Source organism: Pseudoalteromonas sp. THAF3, from assembly GCF_009363775.1.
GTDB classification, from domain to species: Bacteria; Pseudomonadota; Gammaproteobacteria; order Enterobacterales; family Alteromonadaceae; genus Pseudoalteromonas; species Pseudoalteromonas ruthenica.
Genome location: NZ_CP045418.1, coordinates 1,277,778 through 1,293,132, shown reverse-complemented (window position 1 = coordinate 1,293,132; position 15,355 = coordinate 1,277,778). Strand labels below are relative to the sequence as shown.

The 15,355-nt window shown below is 53.3% G+C and carries 15 protein-coding genes and 3 tRNA genes; all 18 read right to left on the bottom strand.

Annotation, left to right across the window (positions count from 1 at the left end; all coding sequences use genetic code 11):
- Positions 1-23: 23 nt before the first annotated feature.
- The gene (locus tag FIU82_RS05920; protein ID WP_152440573.1) at positions 24-263 is read right to left on the bottom strand and encodes a hypothetical protein; all 240 of its coding nucleotides are present in this window, start codon (positions 261-263) and stop codon (positions 24-26) included.
- On the bottom strand, positions 250-612 hold the full coding sequence (locus FIU82_RS05915) for a hypothetical protein (RefSeq protein ID WP_152440572.1): 363 nt from the start codon (positions 610-612) through the stop codon (positions 250-252). Before FIU82_RS05915 ends, FIU82_RS05920 begins: the two co-directional genes overlap by 14 nt.
- A complete protein-coding gene (locus FIU82_RS05910) occupies positions 599-1,453 on the bottom strand; it encodes an exonuclease (protein ID WP_152440571.1) in 855 nt (284 codons plus the stop codon). Before FIU82_RS05910 ends, FIU82_RS05915 begins: the two co-directional genes overlap by 14 nt.
- Positions 1,440-2,072, bottom strand: a complete 633-nt coding sequence (locus FIU82_RS05905; RefSeq protein WP_152440570.1) for a Rha family transcriptional regulator — start codon at positions 2,070-2,072, stop codon at positions 1,440-1,442. The genes FIU82_RS05910 and FIU82_RS05905 overlap by 14 nt, the downstream gene beginning before the upstream one ends.
- A complete protein-coding gene (locus FIU82_RS05900; RefSeq protein WP_152440569.1) occupies positions 2,069-2,455 on the bottom strand; it encodes a MazG nucleotide pyrophosphohydrolase domain-containing protein in 387 nt (128 codons plus the stop codon). The genes FIU82_RS05905 and FIU82_RS05900 overlap by 4 nt, the downstream gene beginning before the upstream one ends.
- A gap of 163 nt (positions 2,456-2,618) precedes the next feature.
- Complete coding sequence (locus FIU82_RS05895; protein ID WP_152440568.1) at positions 2,619-3,299, bottom strand: MT-A70 family methyltransferase; 681 nt, start codon at positions 3,297-3,299, stop codon at positions 2,619-2,621.
- A gap of 60 nt (positions 3,300-3,359) precedes the next feature.
- Positions 3,360-5,270, bottom strand: coding sequence for a DNA polymerase (locus tag FIU82_RS05890; RefSeq protein WP_152440567.1), 1,911 nt, complete (start codon positions 5,268-5,270; stop codon positions 3,360-3,362).
- Positions 5,271-5,285: 15 nt separating this feature from the next.
- Entirely contained in the window at positions 5,286-5,801 is a 516-nt protein-coding gene (locus FIU82_RS05885) for a hypothetical protein (protein ID WP_152440566.1), read from the bottom strand.
- Positions 5,798-6,070 carry a hypothetical protein gene (locus FIU82_RS05880; protein ID WP_152440565.1) on the bottom strand — a complete coding sequence of 91 codons (273 nt, stop codon included), beginning with the start codon at positions 6,068-6,070 and terminating at the stop codon, positions 5,798-5,800. The genes FIU82_RS05885 and FIU82_RS05880 overlap by 4 nt, the downstream gene beginning before the upstream one ends.
- Before the next feature lie 25 nt (positions 6,071-6,095).
- A complete protein-coding gene (locus FIU82_RS05875) occupies positions 6,096-7,775 on the bottom strand; it encodes a toprim domain-containing protein (RefSeq protein ID WP_152440564.1) in 1,680 nt (559 codons plus the stop codon).
- Positions 7,776-8,516: 741 nt separating this feature from the next.
- Entirely contained in the window at positions 8,517-9,176 is a 660-nt protein-coding gene (locus FIU82_RS05865; protein WP_367648273.1) for a hypothetical protein, read from the bottom strand.
- Positions 9,163-9,312, bottom strand: coding sequence for a hypothetical protein (locus tag FIU82_RS18630; protein WP_172972708.1), 150 nt, complete (start codon positions 9,310-9,312; stop codon positions 9,163-9,165). The genes FIU82_RS05865 and FIU82_RS18630 overlap by 14 nt, the downstream gene beginning before the upstream one ends.
- A gap of 420 nt (positions 9,313-9,732) precedes the next feature.
- The gene (locus FIU82_RS05860; protein ID WP_152440561.1) at positions 9,733-12,150 is read right to left on the bottom strand and encodes a DNA-directed RNA polymerase; all 2,418 of its coding nucleotides are present in this window, start codon (positions 12,148-12,150) and stop codon (positions 9,733-9,735) included.
- Positions 12,151-12,484: 334 nt separating this feature from the next.
- A tRNA-Leu gene (locus FIU82_RS05855) sits at positions 12,485-12,571 on the bottom strand.
- A gap of 35 nt (positions 12,572-12,606) precedes the next feature.
- Positions 12,607-12,680, bottom strand: a tRNA-Cys gene (locus FIU82_RS05850).
- A 9-nt stretch (positions 12,681-12,689) separates the two neighbouring features.
- Positions 12,690-12,765: transfer RNA gene (locus FIU82_RS05845), tRNA-Gly, on the bottom strand.
- Between the two features lie 161 nt (positions 12,766-12,926).
- The gene (pgsA, locus tag FIU82_RS05840; protein ID WP_152440560.1) at positions 12,927-13,478 is read right to left on the bottom strand and encodes a CDP-diacylglycerol--glycerol-3-phosphate 3-phosphatidyltransferase; all 552 of its coding nucleotides are present in this window, start codon (positions 13,476-13,478) and stop codon (positions 12,927-12,929) included.
- Between the two features lie 51 nt (positions 13,479-13,529).
- On the bottom strand, positions 13,530-15,350 hold the full coding sequence (uvrC, locus tag FIU82_RS05835) for an excinuclease ABC subunit UvrC (protein ID WP_152440559.1): 1,821 nt from the start codon (positions 15,348-15,350) through the stop codon (positions 13,530-13,532).
- Positions 15,351-15,355 lie beyond the last annotated feature (5 nt).

Below are 15,355 nucleotides of genomic sequence, written 5' to 3'. Positions count from 1 at the left end.
TAAGTTCAACCGTTAGACCGTTCTTACTCGGCATTCTTCGCGGCCTCCTCTGTGAAGGTGGTCAGTTGACCGCGAAGGGCTTCCGCAATGGCTTTATCTTTGTTGGCTTTGTCGATTAGGGAGCCTTGCTCACGAATCTGCTCTTGTAATTTCTCGGTCTTATTGTTAGCCGCTTCGATCTGCTTATTGGCTGCGGTGATAGCCTTCTCACAAAGAGCGGAGGCTTTATTTAAAAGGCTGGTGATGTTGTTAACGAATAGCATGATGTTTTATCTCCTCGGCGAAATAGATGATTTTGTTTAAGTCGTAAGCGGGATCGACGCCTTCCTTCCCTCGGCCTTGGAGGGCCTCGGAGACTCGGCGGCATGCCTTAACGATGTTTCCTAGCGAGAAGTCGTTCGCGACTAAGGCCCGGATAATGTCCCCGGTCTCGCATTCGAACGTCTCGCCGTTCTTGTTGGTAATGGTTAGGGTGTAGTAAGCGGACGACCCGCCGTCTGACTTGACGGGGGCCGCTGTGTTCTTGGGTTTAGGGTTTAGCGCGGCTTGGCCCTCGGGACAGTCACCGGGACAGCCAAACTCGCCACAGTAAGAGCAATCATAGTGCGCCATGCTCGGGACTCCATAAGATGGGCTTTTGGTTCTCTTTGTCCCATAGGTCCGCCGTTAAGATCCGGGCCATACGGGCGTTAAGTAAGGCGTCGGATTCGTCGAGACCTGTCGACTCGTAGCAAGAGACGACCACGTCCCAAAGGCGATCGGCGGGGACCTCTCGCGTCCGTTCCTCGGTCTGTCCTTTGCGAGGGCCGCGTGTGAGCGTGTGGAGGTACGGCTCAAGGACCACGCACTTACGGAGTAACTTCTCGGCGGTTGCCATACCGAACCCCGGAGCGCCCGCGTAACCGTCCGTAATGTCCCCTGCTATGGCCTGAGACAGGAAGAAGATCTCGCACTCCTCCGGGGAGCGTTCGACGGGTTCGTCCATTTTGTCCGGGTTCAGGTAGAGGCCCGGGATCGTCTTGAGGTCCTTGTCGATAGAGACGGCGATCTTCTCGTATCCCGGGTAGAAGTCCGGGTCGGTCATTAGGATGCCGATAACGTCGTCGCCTTCTAGGTCCGGGAACCAGTAAGACTCGAAGCGTTCCGCTAAGTCCTCTTTAATCTGTGGGACACACATCGGACGGACGGAGACCTTACGGGCGGCCTTGTAGGACCCTAGGTCGTGGCGAAAATACTTCTTATTGGGACCACCCCAACAAAAGACGACCTCAGCGTCTAAATGCTCCGCGAGTTCCTCGATCTGATCGGCTGCGCTATTGGCGGCGGCTTTTACGTCGACGTGAGCCGTAAAGACTGAGTCGCCCCAGTCGATAGCCTCCTCGTGAGTAACTGCGGCCTTAAAGCCGTAAGGGTCGCCGTCTAGAATTAGTACGCGTTTCTTAGGCTTGGGCATCGAAATACTCCTCTAGAATAGGAAGCACGCCCGCACGCCACTCTAACGATCGGTTCGTCTTGGTAGCGCTGCCCACGCGTCCAAACTCTCGGCCTCGGTCTGTTAGGTCGTAGAAGTAGCGCTTCTTGCCATCGACGTAATCGGTCGAGCGGGTCATAAAGCCAAGGGCGATAAGGGCTTCGTTAACGTCTGCGGGGTGAATAACGCGGCCCTTTCGGCGGTCGGATAGGTTCGCGGCGATGTTCTTCGGGAGCAACATGCGAGAGGTCTTGTCGTGGGCTTCTTCGCGATACTTCTTCGCTAGGTCGACCATTTTCTCGATAAGTTCAGCCTCGCTGAGTTCGCGCCCGGCTTCTTGTTCTTCAAGTTCCCGCCAGCGTCTAACGACGGCATAGCGGCGAGCCGTGTCGTACTTCGTGACAAGGGTCATCGTAAGGTCGCGGTCTAGGCGGTATTGCTTGCGGGTTTTACCTTGAGCGTCGGCGTAAGTGTCTAAATAATCGGCCGCCTCAATTTTGAGTTGGCTAAACATAGCTTCGGTGTCTCGGACTACGTTGGCGTGACGCTTCCCCGTTAGCTCCGCGATCTCGCGGCTGGTCATTGTGTGTTTAAGGTTCATGCTGCACCCTCCTCTAGGATTTTTCGCTCGGCCTTTAAGTCGCGAATAGCGGCTTGTGCTTGCTCGAATTTCTTCGGGAAACGCGCTCGGAGCTTCGCGATGACAGTCGCCGAGACGCTCTCGAAGTCGCTTTCCATAGCGTCCAGTAGCAAAGCGATGTACCAAAGGAGATCGCCCGCCTCCTCAAGGGTGTTTGCTCGGTCTAGTTCTTCCCCATAGAAAAAAGCCTTTTTGAAGGCGTCCAAAAGCTCCCCCGCTTCGGTCGCGATGCCGATCGCGGCGTGGAGTTGTCGCATTGACGTGCGGTCGAGTTGTGTGTCTTGGAGAGGGGCCTCCGTGCGGAGAGATGCCTCGGTGAAATTGTGGTCGGTTAACTGGTTCATCGTTTCTTTCTCTTGTTCTTCCGGGCGGCACGGCGTGAAGCGGCGACCCCGGTCTTATGGTTTGGGTTGAATAAGGTTGTGGGACTAGCCAAGAAGCGCGGCTCGGGTATCTCGGGGAAGCGGACCCCTAGAGCCGCGATCGCTAAGTAAGGGGCTAGAAGTTTCACGCGGCGGACTCCTTCGGTTTTGGTAGTCGAGGGGGCCAATCCTTAAGAGGCATCTCGATAGTTCCCGGGGCTTCATTACCGAAGACGTCCCAACCGGGGGCCGTATATCGGGCGAACATCTCCAAGCGTGGGAACTCGTGGGAGTTCTCCTCGGTTATGCCGTAAAGCTTTTCGATTTCCTCACGGATCGAGACAGGTTTCGCAGAGTGTGCGCCTCGTGGGTGTATAGCTGTCTGCGGTAGCTCGCGGAGGTCTTCTTCGGGGAAGTCCAAGGCGTTAATAACGTCTGCGATTTGCACCTGTTGAATTGATTTATCAATGCGCGGGACGCCCTTCCCTCGGACGCCAATAAGACAGATCTCGGAGTTGCCTCGGGTGTGGTGTCCCAAACCGACGACGAGCTTATCGACGCTTTTCGGGTAGGTCTTGATCCAATTGAAGCCACAAGTCTTGTACTTGAAGCCCCACGCGGCGAACAACTCGAACGCGTCTTTTAGACAGGGCCAAGTCGCCCACATAAAGAGGACCGAGTCCTTCGCAGCTAATGAAGCGACGTCCATCTGTGCGAGGTCGCTCGTTTTGGTTGTGCCGTAATGGTCAGCGGCTCCGCCGTTGCCCTTGCGTTTGTCGTTGTAGTTCCAAGGCGGATCAGCATAGATAATGCGATAAGGTCCCATTGCAGGATCTCCTAATGTTTCAGATATGGAAAAGCCCCGACGAGCGGGGCCTTGTGGTGGTTAGTGGGTTTCAGCCCATGAGAGGCCGATGTCGAACTCTGCGTCGAGAGGACAACGGAAGGAGAAAAGCTCCTCGGTTCTGGTCATAGCGGCTTTACAGATCGCGCCTAGCTTCTCGGCGACTTCTCGGCTACGACAAGCGACTTGGACTTCGTCATGCACCCAAGCACAAAAAGCGAAGTCTCCGTCCCAGCCGTGGCGAAGTCCGGCCTCTAGGGCCATTTCTTCCACTAGGACGATCCAAAGCTTACAAACCAAGGCCCCGGCACTCTGTAACAGGAAGTTAAGCGCCGAGTGAGCCGATCGGACGTAAATCTTACGACCATCTAAGCCCTTGATATAGCCACGTTTAGCGGCCTTCTGTACGGCGTCCTGTAGCTTCCCTAGGGCGGGAATGTTTCGAAGGAACTTCTCTTTTAACGCCTTACCGATCTTGCGCTGGTAGCTGGTCGACTTAGTGGGGGCGACAATGCTCCCGATCTTCACGTCTCCGGCTCCGTATAGGAACGCATAGATAAAGGTTTTCGCTTGAGAACGCTCGGCTAGTCCTGCGGCCTTTTGGTTTGCCGTGTGGATGTCACCTTCGAGAATTTCCTTTATGTATTCCCCGCCATCCCATTTCGCCATGAAGTGACCGAGACAGCGCAGCTCAAGGCCGGAGGCATCCGAACCAAGAAGCACCCAACCGGGAGGAATAGCGAATAACTCGCGGCATTCCTTGCCATACTCCGCCCCTGTGCTTGGCACTTGGGCCACGTTGGGGTAAGAATGACTAGCCCGGAAGGTTGCCGTCCCGCAAGGGTTTACACTGTGATGGATAAAAATCCCTAGCTCATTCTTGCGGCACTGTTTTAGCCATGCCTGAGCGCCGTCTCCTAGCTGGCCTAGACGTTTCTGCAACATGAATAGGCGGGCTAGGACTTTGGCTTCGGGATAAGGAAGTTTCGAGAGGACACTCTCGTCGACCTGTGGATCTCCCGAGGGGGTGAACGCTTTAGGTTTCCACCCTCGCGCCTTTAGGACCCGGGCGATGTGTTGACGGCTTGTCGGGTTGAAGTCTATCCACTTAACGGGGGTATAAGGGACGCCTTTCGTCGTGGGAAGGACTTTCGAACCGGGCTTAGGGTTAACCGTGCGTTTTGGTATTTTGACGCGGTAGGTCTTACCCTTTTTGCTCTTAATCGCGTCGGAGGCCGAGGCACGATTCAAGGCGTACCAACCACCGAAGCGCTCGACGATCTCGCCCTCAAGTTTAATGCGCTGGGCGTTAAGCTTGGCGTAAAGCTCGACGGCTTTGTCTTCGTGGAAATAGAAGCCGTTTCGCTCTTGCTTAGCCATCAACCACTGGACCTTATGCTCTAGGTCTATGGCTTTTCGGCTGTACTTCTTGGCGTCGAGTTTCTTAACTAAAGCCACAGTGACGACGACGTCCTGTTCGCAGTAGTCGAGCATCTCGGGGCTGAATGTTTTCCAATCGGTAGTCTCGCCGAAGTCGTCCTTATGGACACCAAGGCGATAGCCCCAAGCCTTGAGGCTGTGCGACCCGAATAACTTACCGGGTAAGCCCCAACGGCTGCGATGCTTCGCGTCTAGGTCTTTAATGTTTGAATAAATAAGACGGGTCTCGACGAGCGTGTCCCGGAGCTTACTTCCTAGGTCTGCTCGGAGGTCAACTCCATAGACTTTTTTTATAGCTGGGACATCAAACTTAATCCCATTGTGGAAGGCTACTTCGTCCGCTGTGCGTAACTGCTCGACACCGTCACGGGGTAAACCGTGCGTATTGGCGACGCCGTGGGGGGCGTATCGGTAGGACTCGCCGGAGTCAATGTCGATATTTACTATACAGTGGACGCGGGTTAACACGTCGAGGAAGCCGTCCGTCTCAATGTCTGAGGCGAAACGGGCCATAGGTGAGGTTCTCCTCTAGGTTAGGCGGAGATAGTCTTCGAGGTACTTCTCCGGGGTTGCCGCGCCGCCTTCGGTGTTCCAATGCTTTTTTGCATACTCGGCAAGGGCGAGAAGGTAAGCCCCGGAAGGATCGGGACTCTTGGAAAAGTCGGCGGGGGCTGGAATGGCTTCGGGTTTTCTCCATAGAAGGAGACGCGCGGCGGCTGTCGCGTAACGGTCGTTATTCTCGAGCTGCCAGTCAAGGCGAGGATCGTTCCCTGTGAACGAGAGAACGGCGTCTTTATACTCGGGCCTAAACTCGAGGTAATTCTCGAATAGGTCGTCGTGCGTGGGGATCTCTATCTGGTAAATCCCCCGAGCCGGACCGCCGCCCACTTGGCGACGATACTTCCCGAAGTGCGACTCGTGGGCTGCTATCATAACGAGAAGGTCTTCGACGTTCCTTCCTGCCATATAGCGCCCGGTTGAATCGCTTAGTTGCGTGAGTGTTGGGCGGATGATTCCGACCCTTAGCTTACCCGCGTCGATCATAGACGCGCCGCTCCAACCATGAATAAGAAGTCATCTTCGACCTCGTCGACCTCGTCGAGTGGGTCTTTAGGGTCCAATGCGAACACCAACGCGAGCATCTCGTCGAAGCTCTTATCGAAACGACCTAAGCCCAAAAGAGACGCTATTTCTTGGCGGTGCATGTAAAGGCGCGCCGCTATTTCGGTGTTTCGCTTAATCTCTTGGTCCGTTAAGGAGACCTCGAAGGTGTGTTCTGTGGGGATCGGTGTGGTGTTTGTTACTTTTGCCATCTGGCTTCTCCTATTTGGTTAATGGTTAGAACTCCGGCTCGTCCTCGTTCCACGGAGGGCCGTCGTCCTCGGTTTCGTCTTCGAATGGGGAGTCGTGGACCTCTTTAGAAAGGCCCGTCTCGGGGTCATACTTGGCGCGGGTTATCTTGCCGACGCCCTTACCGAACTTCCGGCGTTTAAGCTGGCGGATAGTCGTCGTGGCGCGTTCGTCTTCGTCTTCGGCCTGTTGGTCCCTCTCGAGTCCATACATGGCATGAGACCAAAAACCGATAGCTCGGGAGCCTTTAAAGTGTCGGATCGTGATGCGTCCGCCTTCTTCGTGGGACTTCCCTTCGGCTGTGGCTAAGTGACTGACGAGGTGAAACAGGACGTTATGGCGTTTAGCAAACTCGGCAATGTCCGCCATGATGGTTTCTAGCTCGGCCTTTTCGTCCTTGTCGCCTCCTGTGGCGAGTGCCGTTAGGTGGTCGACATAAAAGACGCGATAGCCTCGGGCAATGAGGTATAAGATCCGCGCCTTTATGAGGTCCCAGTCGCAAAGCCCAAAGTTGTCGTATACTGAGATCTTGCCTCGGTAACGACCCATAGCTTCGCGCATCGCGTCCTGTTCTTCTCGGTGCGGGTGGTTTGGCTCATAGTAGAACTTACCGTCGGCCTTGCCCGCTAAGTATTGGAGTACCTCGGCGGGGTCGTTCTCTACGAGAAATAGCCCGACTTTCTGGTCTAAGGTGCGGACATCATAGTCGGCTTGTTGCAGTAGAAAGTCAGTCTTACCGCCGCCCGTTGGGCCGCCTATCGTATGGACTTCGCCATAATGCCGACCGTTACTCGATTTGTTCATCCCCTCGAATATCCAAGGGAGACCCGGCTCCATCTCCTCGAGAGCGGCGTCGATAAGGTCGTCCACTTCGAGAAGACCGTCGGGGCGGTACTCGGTAGCATTCCAGATCGCCCGGATAACCTCCTCGCCTCTGTTCGCGAGGTGCATCTCGTTCGGGTCCTTAAGGGGGAGCTGCACGATCTTAGTCGGAACGATGGACATCAGGACCTCCGCGCACTCCTTGGCGGCGTCTTGGCCCGGCTCGTCCATATCGAAGCAAAGGACGACCTCTCCGAATTGCTTGATATAGTCAAGGTTCGCGAGGACGTTCTTCTTTGCGGCCTGTGCGCCATTAAAGAGCGATACGACGGGCCACTTGTTCCCCTGTAACTCGGAGATAGTCATCGCGTCGATTTCACCCTCAGTAATGACTAAACGACGGCCCCCGCTCCAAAGGTGCGCCCCAATGAGAGGACGCGAAGAAACGTCGCCCTTGATCGGGAACTCTTTATCTTTGGTGCGGTACTTTTGGGCTATGAGACGGCGGGTCTCTCGGTCTCGAATGTCGATTACCTGCGCGGGGACCTCTCGCTCTTTCTTGGCGTGCCATACTGTAACGCCTGAGTGATAGCCCCAAAACTTACAAGTGTCGGCACTGAGGCCCCGCTTTTTGAGGGGACGGAACTCGCCCCGGACAGTCTTAAAGTCAGGCTTTGCGGCTTTCGCTGTGTGGCCTTCTTCGCCCTCGGCGGGTTCGTAATACTCACAGCCAAAACAAAAGCCGTGACCGTCAGAGTAGCGGCCTAAGTTGTCCTTAGATCCGCACTCGGGACATGGCTCCTTTCCCACGAACTCGGAGTCGGTCTCGTGGTTGCCGTGGGTCATGCGTTTAGCCCTCGCTTAACTTCCGGGGCCTCTCGGAGACGCCGGACGAGGGACTCAGCACCGACGAGCGCTTCGTCGAAGCGATGCAACTTAAGGGCAACCGAGAGGCCACTCGCAATGACACCGCAGTCGTGAGCTAAGCCACGGCGTAAGGTATAAAGGCGGGTCGGTTGTGCTTCGTGGGTGTCGATAGGCCAACCTTTTAGACGTAGGCGGCGGATAATTTCAGGGAGAGCGCGGACTTTGAGATTGTTTAAGGCGTATTCCTTGCTGAGGTAGCCAAAGGAAAGAAGGGCTAAAGCTACATCACGCTGTTGCCCCTTGAGGTTGTCCACACTCGGGACAGTAATCGGGGGTTTGTGCATTTTGTATTTCCTGTAATTCTTCGGGAGTAGGCTCCCAAGCGTCCACAGAAAAGAGGATCGTCTCCTTGCCTTTCGGGACGATTTTCTTCTGTGCGACTATTCGATGGACGTGGCGATCGTTGAACCCATAGCGGGCTTGTAGGGTATCGAGGAAGGGCTTAAAAACGTTGTCTAGGTCCGCAAGTTTGCTAGAGAAGCAGACTAGAAGGCGGACCCGGAGGGGGCCGTCGGGAATGTCGAGATCGGGGAGCGTGTCAACTAAGTGTTTTTTATAGCGACGGTACTCCGCCGAATCGACCTTCCTTCCTAAGTGCATTTTGTTTGCGCTTAACGGCTTAAGACCTGTCGAGACCCATTTCTTAGGGTCTCCCATATTTTAAAAGTCCTCGTCGTCGTCGTCTTCGTCGTCCGGGGCGTCGTCAGCGTCGAAGCTGCCGTCCTCGTCTTCCTCGAAGCCTTCCTCGTATGCATCAGCCTCGAAGCCGTCTTCCTCCTCGAAGCCAAACGCGGAACCGTCCTCGAGGTCTGCACCACCTTCGCTTAGGTCGATAATCTGCACCGCTGAAATAGACAGGGTTACACCACCGCCAAAACCTTCATAGCCGCGAATAGTGCCCGACACTTTGATCGTCGAACCACCACGGATAATGGGGGCTTTCTTGATTCGGGTCCCCTTCGCGTCGTAGTACACTAGACGTACTTTGTCGCCATTAACGACCGCGTTTTGCTTCACCTTAAAGACGACTTTATCTTCGTCTTCTTCGTGTTCGTCGAAAGGTAAACCAGTCGCTAGGGCTTTCTTAAGGTTTAACTTCTTGCCCTTCTTCGAGCCGTCGGCAACTTGTTCGTTGTGCTTTTCGACGAAGGCTTTTAGGGCATCCTCGCATTTCTCAATAAGAGGCGCGGCGACGTCACGGTCCATAACTAGATCCGCTTTAAAACGACAAGCGCCTTTGAACTCGTCAGGTTTATTAAGGTAAGGGTAAGACGCGATCGCTCGTGGTGATGTGTATTTAGGGTTCTTAGCTTTTGCCATTGTGTGAGGTCTCCTCGTTGCTGGCTTGTTGGGTTTCGTAAGCGGCCTTTGCGGCTCGTTCCATCTCCGGTGTAATTAAGTGAGGAGGAAAGCCGAATTGCTCGCGGACGTAGTTAATTAAGAATTGGTTAGTCATTTTGCTAGTTCCTGTCGGACATAGGGAAGCCCAACCGGGAGAACTCCTAGGGGGTGTGGAGAGTCCTTCCGGCTGGTCCTCGGGTTTTCTCAAATTGTGTTAGGAAGCGTTGAGCTGCTTCTCCTATGTGGGGGGACAATTCGGGAGGCCCCGTCGTTACTGGGCTAGACGAATGTCGAGGGAGAGGGTCTTTAGGACATTCTTAGAGGTTAATAAGAACATAAGTAAGAACGTCTTAAAGACAGTCATAAAGAACATCCTAAAGAACATCTTTAAGTCTGTTTTCTTTGGGTCACTTCTCCTATGTGGGGGGACAATTCGCAAAGCCGCGTCTTTACTGGGTTTCCGGCCTTTCCTGAAAACAAAAAAAAGAGGACCTAATTAGGCCCTCCTGTGAGACTGATCCACGCGTGGGACCATCTAGGCAAAAGCAAAGGACGACGATTCCACCGCCTCAAGTTCCAAGGAGCCGCGAATCGGTAACGCTGGGATTTTCTTCCGCTTCTTCTTAGCGGCTGCCTCGTCGACCTGAGACAGGAACTCCCGCTCTAAGTAGTCGAAGACGTCCTCCTCGTACATTTCGACGAACGCCTCACGGATAATAGAGAAGAATCTCGGAGTGTCTGCCGCATAGGTCCCGAAACTGTCGTGAATTAAGGCGAACTGGTCGATCCCCTCCTCTGCGGCCCGTACCACAGTTAACAGTAAGTGAGACGAGTCTAACGAGTGTACGACGTTAGGGCTGATCGCGTTGGCCATCTTACGGGCGTCTATGTCGTCGGTCTCCTCGTTCACTCGCGAACGGAGGCGCGTCCCGAAGACTACAGAGTCAACGCGGCGGCTTGCCTCTTTGCGGTACTCTTGCACCACTGGGAAGCCGAGAGGCGTCGTCCACTGGATAACCGTTCCCCCTGCGGCAATAGTTGAGGCGGCGGACTGCATCCACTCCATAGCCTCGGCGGCTTTGAGTACGGTCGCGGAGACGGCCTTCTCGATCAGGTTCGCGAGGTACTGGGCCGCGACGCGTGGTTCGTCAAAGGGGAGCGTCTTCGGGTCTTCCTTCTTGATAATGTCGTCCATTAACTGCTGAGTGAAGCCCGGGGCCTTGGAGCCATAGGGGAACGTCATAACGGGACGCTTAGTGATTTTACGCGAGACCTTCCCCTTACAGAATGCTAGCCACTGCTGCGCTATGACCTTGTTACCTTCCACGGTTTCACCCTCTAGGGCTTCCTGCACCTTGTCGGCAACGTCTTGGTAAATGTCGTTAGGCTTTGGCCCGTCGATCAGGTTCACGGCCTTACCTGTAATTTCACAGCGGAAAGCGGCTCCTAGGTGTTGCAGTCCTGAGCATGAGCCATCAAGGGCGATCGGCATACGGGAGACATACTCCGGCCCCTCCATAGACACGCCCAAAAGCTCCACACAGGCGGCAAACGCTTGGAGCGGCTTATCGGCCTCAGTCCAAAATAAATGCCCTGTGGGGTTCATTGCGGAGGCTAATAAGTCGTTCCAGTTTTGATCCACCCACGCGACACGGTCTTCGAATGGGACCTTGTCCACGCCGAAAAGGTTCGCTGTGTGTACTTTAAGCCAATAAATCCCGGCCTCTCCTAACGGCTTCCCGTCGGCAAACTCTAATAGGCCCTTGATATAGTCCGCGCCTTGAGGGTTGAGCGCTGGGATCGGATAGACTCGGCCCCGGGTGTCCAAGTGGTGAGGAACGTAGAAACGATCGAAGTCGTCGAACTCCTCCGCCGTGGATAGGTTCGTAAGGGCCAAGGTCCGCAAGTTCTCGATCTCGCTTTGCTTCTTCTTGTGGTCCTTCTCAGTTTTCCAGTCGGCCCCCTCCGGGAGAGGCTCGTCGACCATTGGCGGGAATGACTTCGCGTCGATACCTAGGTCGAGCTTTTCGTCCACGATACGGCGCAGGAGACGCAACACAGGCTTACGAATACGCCACGCAGTAGATTGGATTAGGTTAACGGCCTCGAAGACTGTCTCGGGGTTCTCATTGCGTAAGCGGTCCATCTGCTTTTTCTTCTTACGTTTGACGAATGGGACCGGGGCTTGCTCGTTCGTTAGGTAGCAACCGTTATAAATGTTCCCCGCGTGCCAGTCTCTAGGCTTAACAACCATAGGCAAATAAACCGGACTCATAAGGCGGAGGTCTTCGCGGTGGTTCGCGATCCACTCGTTAAGGCTCGCAGTAGCGACAATTACCTCGGGCGGCTTTGCGCCCTTCTTGGCGTTCGCTGGGACATCCCCCTCGGTTGCCTCTATCAAGTCGGTGCGCTGGATAACAAGCTCGATAAGCGCCCGCCCTATCGTTACCTTTTGGACCTCGTCCCACTCGGGCACGTCCACGGAGTGAGCCTCGAGGGCATAGTCCAAGGTGCGGAGAGCGTCGCGGCCCTGTGCCCCGTTCTTCTTAATGAGGTTCGCTAAGTGCTTACGGCCCTCGTCGTCGAGCGCGGCCTTACGTACCTCGTGGAAAATGTTATCGGCAAGCATGACCGAGAGACGCACGGCGCTTGTGGCCTTCGCGATCTTCCCTATGACCGTCGATAACGTCACCATTGCCACGACGCCAAGGTCTAGCCCCTCGATAGCCTTAAAGGCTGCCAGCGGACGGCCCTTCGGTGGACGGACGGCCTCCTCTAGGGCTTCCTTTACGTTCACAACGTTGCGAGCAACCAAAGCCGAACCGAAGGAAGTCTCGTCGGCTCTCCCCTTCTCTGTGGCTTTCTCTGTGCGAGTGTCGTAACGGAGCGCCCCAAGGTCGCGACCGCGTTTCTCTAACTCTGCCTGTACTGCTTCAAGGTTTGAATAAGTCATTATTAAATTCTCCTGTTTTTGAATCCCACGAGTGGGACCATTGACTTAAAAAAAGGGCACGGACGCACGAGGGCACAAAGGCCCCGTATGCGGGCAACCGTCCCAGCCGTGGGACTTTATACGCCCACGCGTGGGATTAATCAAGGAGAAAATAAAAAAAATTTTTAAGGGTGTTCTTTTGGGTTAAGGCACAGGGGAAGGCATCGAGATCGGGGTCTTGATAAGGGAAAGGCACAACTTAGAGGCAACGCTCCCACGGGTGGGACATTATGGGAACAAAAAAACCCCTTCGAGGGGGTTCTTTAAGACGCTGATTTACATAGCATTTTTGAGATGGTGCCCGGGGCCGGACTTGAACCGGCACGATCTTACGATCGAGGGATTTTAAATCCCTTGTGTCTACCAATTCCACCACCCGGGCTCGGGTTGCTATACGCGTGTGGAAACGTTGAGATATGGAGGCGGAACCCGGAGTCGAACCGAGGTAGACGGATTTGCAATCCGCTGCATGGCCACTCTGCCATTCCGCCATCAATGATTGGAGCGAGTAACGAGGTTCGAACTCGTGACCTCAACCTTGGCAAGGTTGCGCTCTACCAGCTGAGCTATACTCGCATCATTGAACACTGTTTATAACGTTTAGTTAAAGCAGTGCTGGGCTAGCGCCCTCTCAACACCGACGCATTCTACAGAGATTATTAAACGCGTCAATACAAAAAATATGGGTTTTGAATCGTTTGCTTAATTTTTATCTAAAACGGCGTGTTATTATACATTTAGCCTTCTTTAGCGAAGAAGCTATGGCGCGCAGCCATGAGATACTGCACCATAGAGCCAAAGGTCAGAATAGTCGCTATGTATAATAGAATATAACTCAGGGTCACCATCCAAGGCTGAAATTGCCAAATCAGGCCAATAATGGCGAGCATTTGCGCCGCTGTTTTCACCTTACCAAGTTGGGATACCGCTACCTCACCACGCTTACCCTGCTCCGCCATCCACTCTCTTAAAGCCGAGATCACTATTTCGCGGCCGATAATAATCAACGCCGGTACGGTCATCCACGCACTTTGATAGTGGCCAACTAACACCACCAGGGCTGCACTGACCATTACTTTATCGGCAACAGGGTCTAAAAAGGCACCGAACGGCGTCGACTGATTTAAACGCCGAGCTAGATAGCCGTCAAGGATATCGGTGATCGACGCTAGCCAAAATACAAATGCTGCTGCGAAAAACGCCCATTGATTTGGTAGATAGAAGATAAATAAAAAAATTGGGATTAAACACAACCTAAAGGCTGTTAGGGTATTGGGAATGTTCCACATAACTACTAGGCGTTCTTAGCGTTTTCTTTTCAGTAATATTCGCACGAAGGGCTATGCCTTGTCATGCAAATGGTTAAATATCTTTTCCGCCATCGCGGGACTGATCCCTGGCGCTTGGCTGAGCTGCTCAATTGTCGCGCTTTTCACGCCTTGCATACCACCGAGGTATTTTAGCAGAGCTTGGCGACGCTTTTGCCCTACACCACCAATTTCCTCAAGCACTGATTGATTACGCTGCTTCTGACGCTTGTTGCGGTGTCCAGCAATGGCAAAACGGTGTGATTCATCACGAATATGTTGAATAAGATGCAACGCCGGTGAATCACTGCCAAGAGATACGGTTTTTCGCCCGGCATCAATCAATAACGTTTCTAAACCTGGCTTTCGGCTAGTGCCTTTAGCAACACCGACAAGCAAGGGCATTTTTGCAAACGGCCAATCGCTAAAAAACGCCACGGCTTGGTTCAATTGTCCCTTACCACCGTCAATAAAAATGACATCCGGGATCTTGCTCTCGTCAGTCAGCTTGCCATACCGTTTATTGAGTGCAAAGGCCATCGCGGCATAATCATCACCTGGGGTAATGCCGGTGACATTAAAACGTCTATATTCACTCTTATTGGGCCCTTGACGGTCAAACACCACGCATGATGCCACCGTGTTCTCACCCATGGTGTGGCTGATATCGAAACACTCCATACGAGCGATATCATCAAGGTGTAGCGCCTCTTTAAGTAGTGCGTAGCGTTTATTGATAGCATCTTGCGTGCTTTGCTGCACTTCTAAGCTAGAGTCGGCATTTTTGTTCGCTAACTGCAGATACTGAGCACGTTCACCACGATGCACTGTATTGAGCTTTACTTGTGTGCTTTTAAGCTCACTCAAAGCATTGCTCAACGGTTGCTGCTCATCAATTGCAAAAGGCAGCACCAATTCTTTCGCGATACGTCCAGTCGCTCCTGGCGCACAATAATACTGGGCAATAAAAGACGTTAAAATTTCGTCATCGCTGGAGTCTTTTGGCACTTTGGGGTACAACGTTTTGCTGCCCATCACTTTGTGATCGCGCACCATGAGAATATGCACCGCAACCATGCCATTACGGCGACAATAACCAAGGGCATCTAGCTCAGCGTGCTTTCCGGACACTGACTGCTGCTCTTGTACTTTACGTAACAGCTGGATTTGGTCACGGTACTTGGCGGCTTTTTCAAAGGCGAGTTGCTCACTGGCGTGTTCCATTTTAGCCACTAATGAGCTTATTACCTCATGAGATTTGCCACCGAGAAACTTACGTACGTAGTCTACTTGGGCGCTGTACTCTTCATCACTGACTTTGCCAACACAGGGCGCACTGCAGCGTTTAAGTTGGTACTGCAAACAAGGACGGCTTCGTGCTTTGTAGTAGCTGTCTTCACATTGACGTACGGGAAACAACTTTTGCATCAAACGCAAACTTTCAGAAACTGCGCCAGCACTTGGAAAGGGACCAAAGTATTCACCCTTGATTTTGCGCGCACCGCGATGGAAAGCTAATCTAGGGTGTTGATGCTTAGTCAATAAAATGTACGGGTAGGACTTATCATCGCGAAGTAAAATATTGTAGCGTGGCTGATACTTCTTGATCAGATTATTTTCTAATAGCAAGGCCTCGGTTTCAGTATTGGTCAGCGTTACATTGATATCATCAATATTACGCACCAATACTTGCGTTTTAGCATCGAGGCCCGTTTTACGAAAATAGCTTGAAAGGCGCTTTTTAAGGTTTTTCGCTTTACCTACGTATATCACTTGCTGCTCACTATCTAGCATGCGATATACGCCGGGTTCTTCAGAGACCGTTTTTAAAAACTGGTCGGCAGCAAAACTCATAGCCA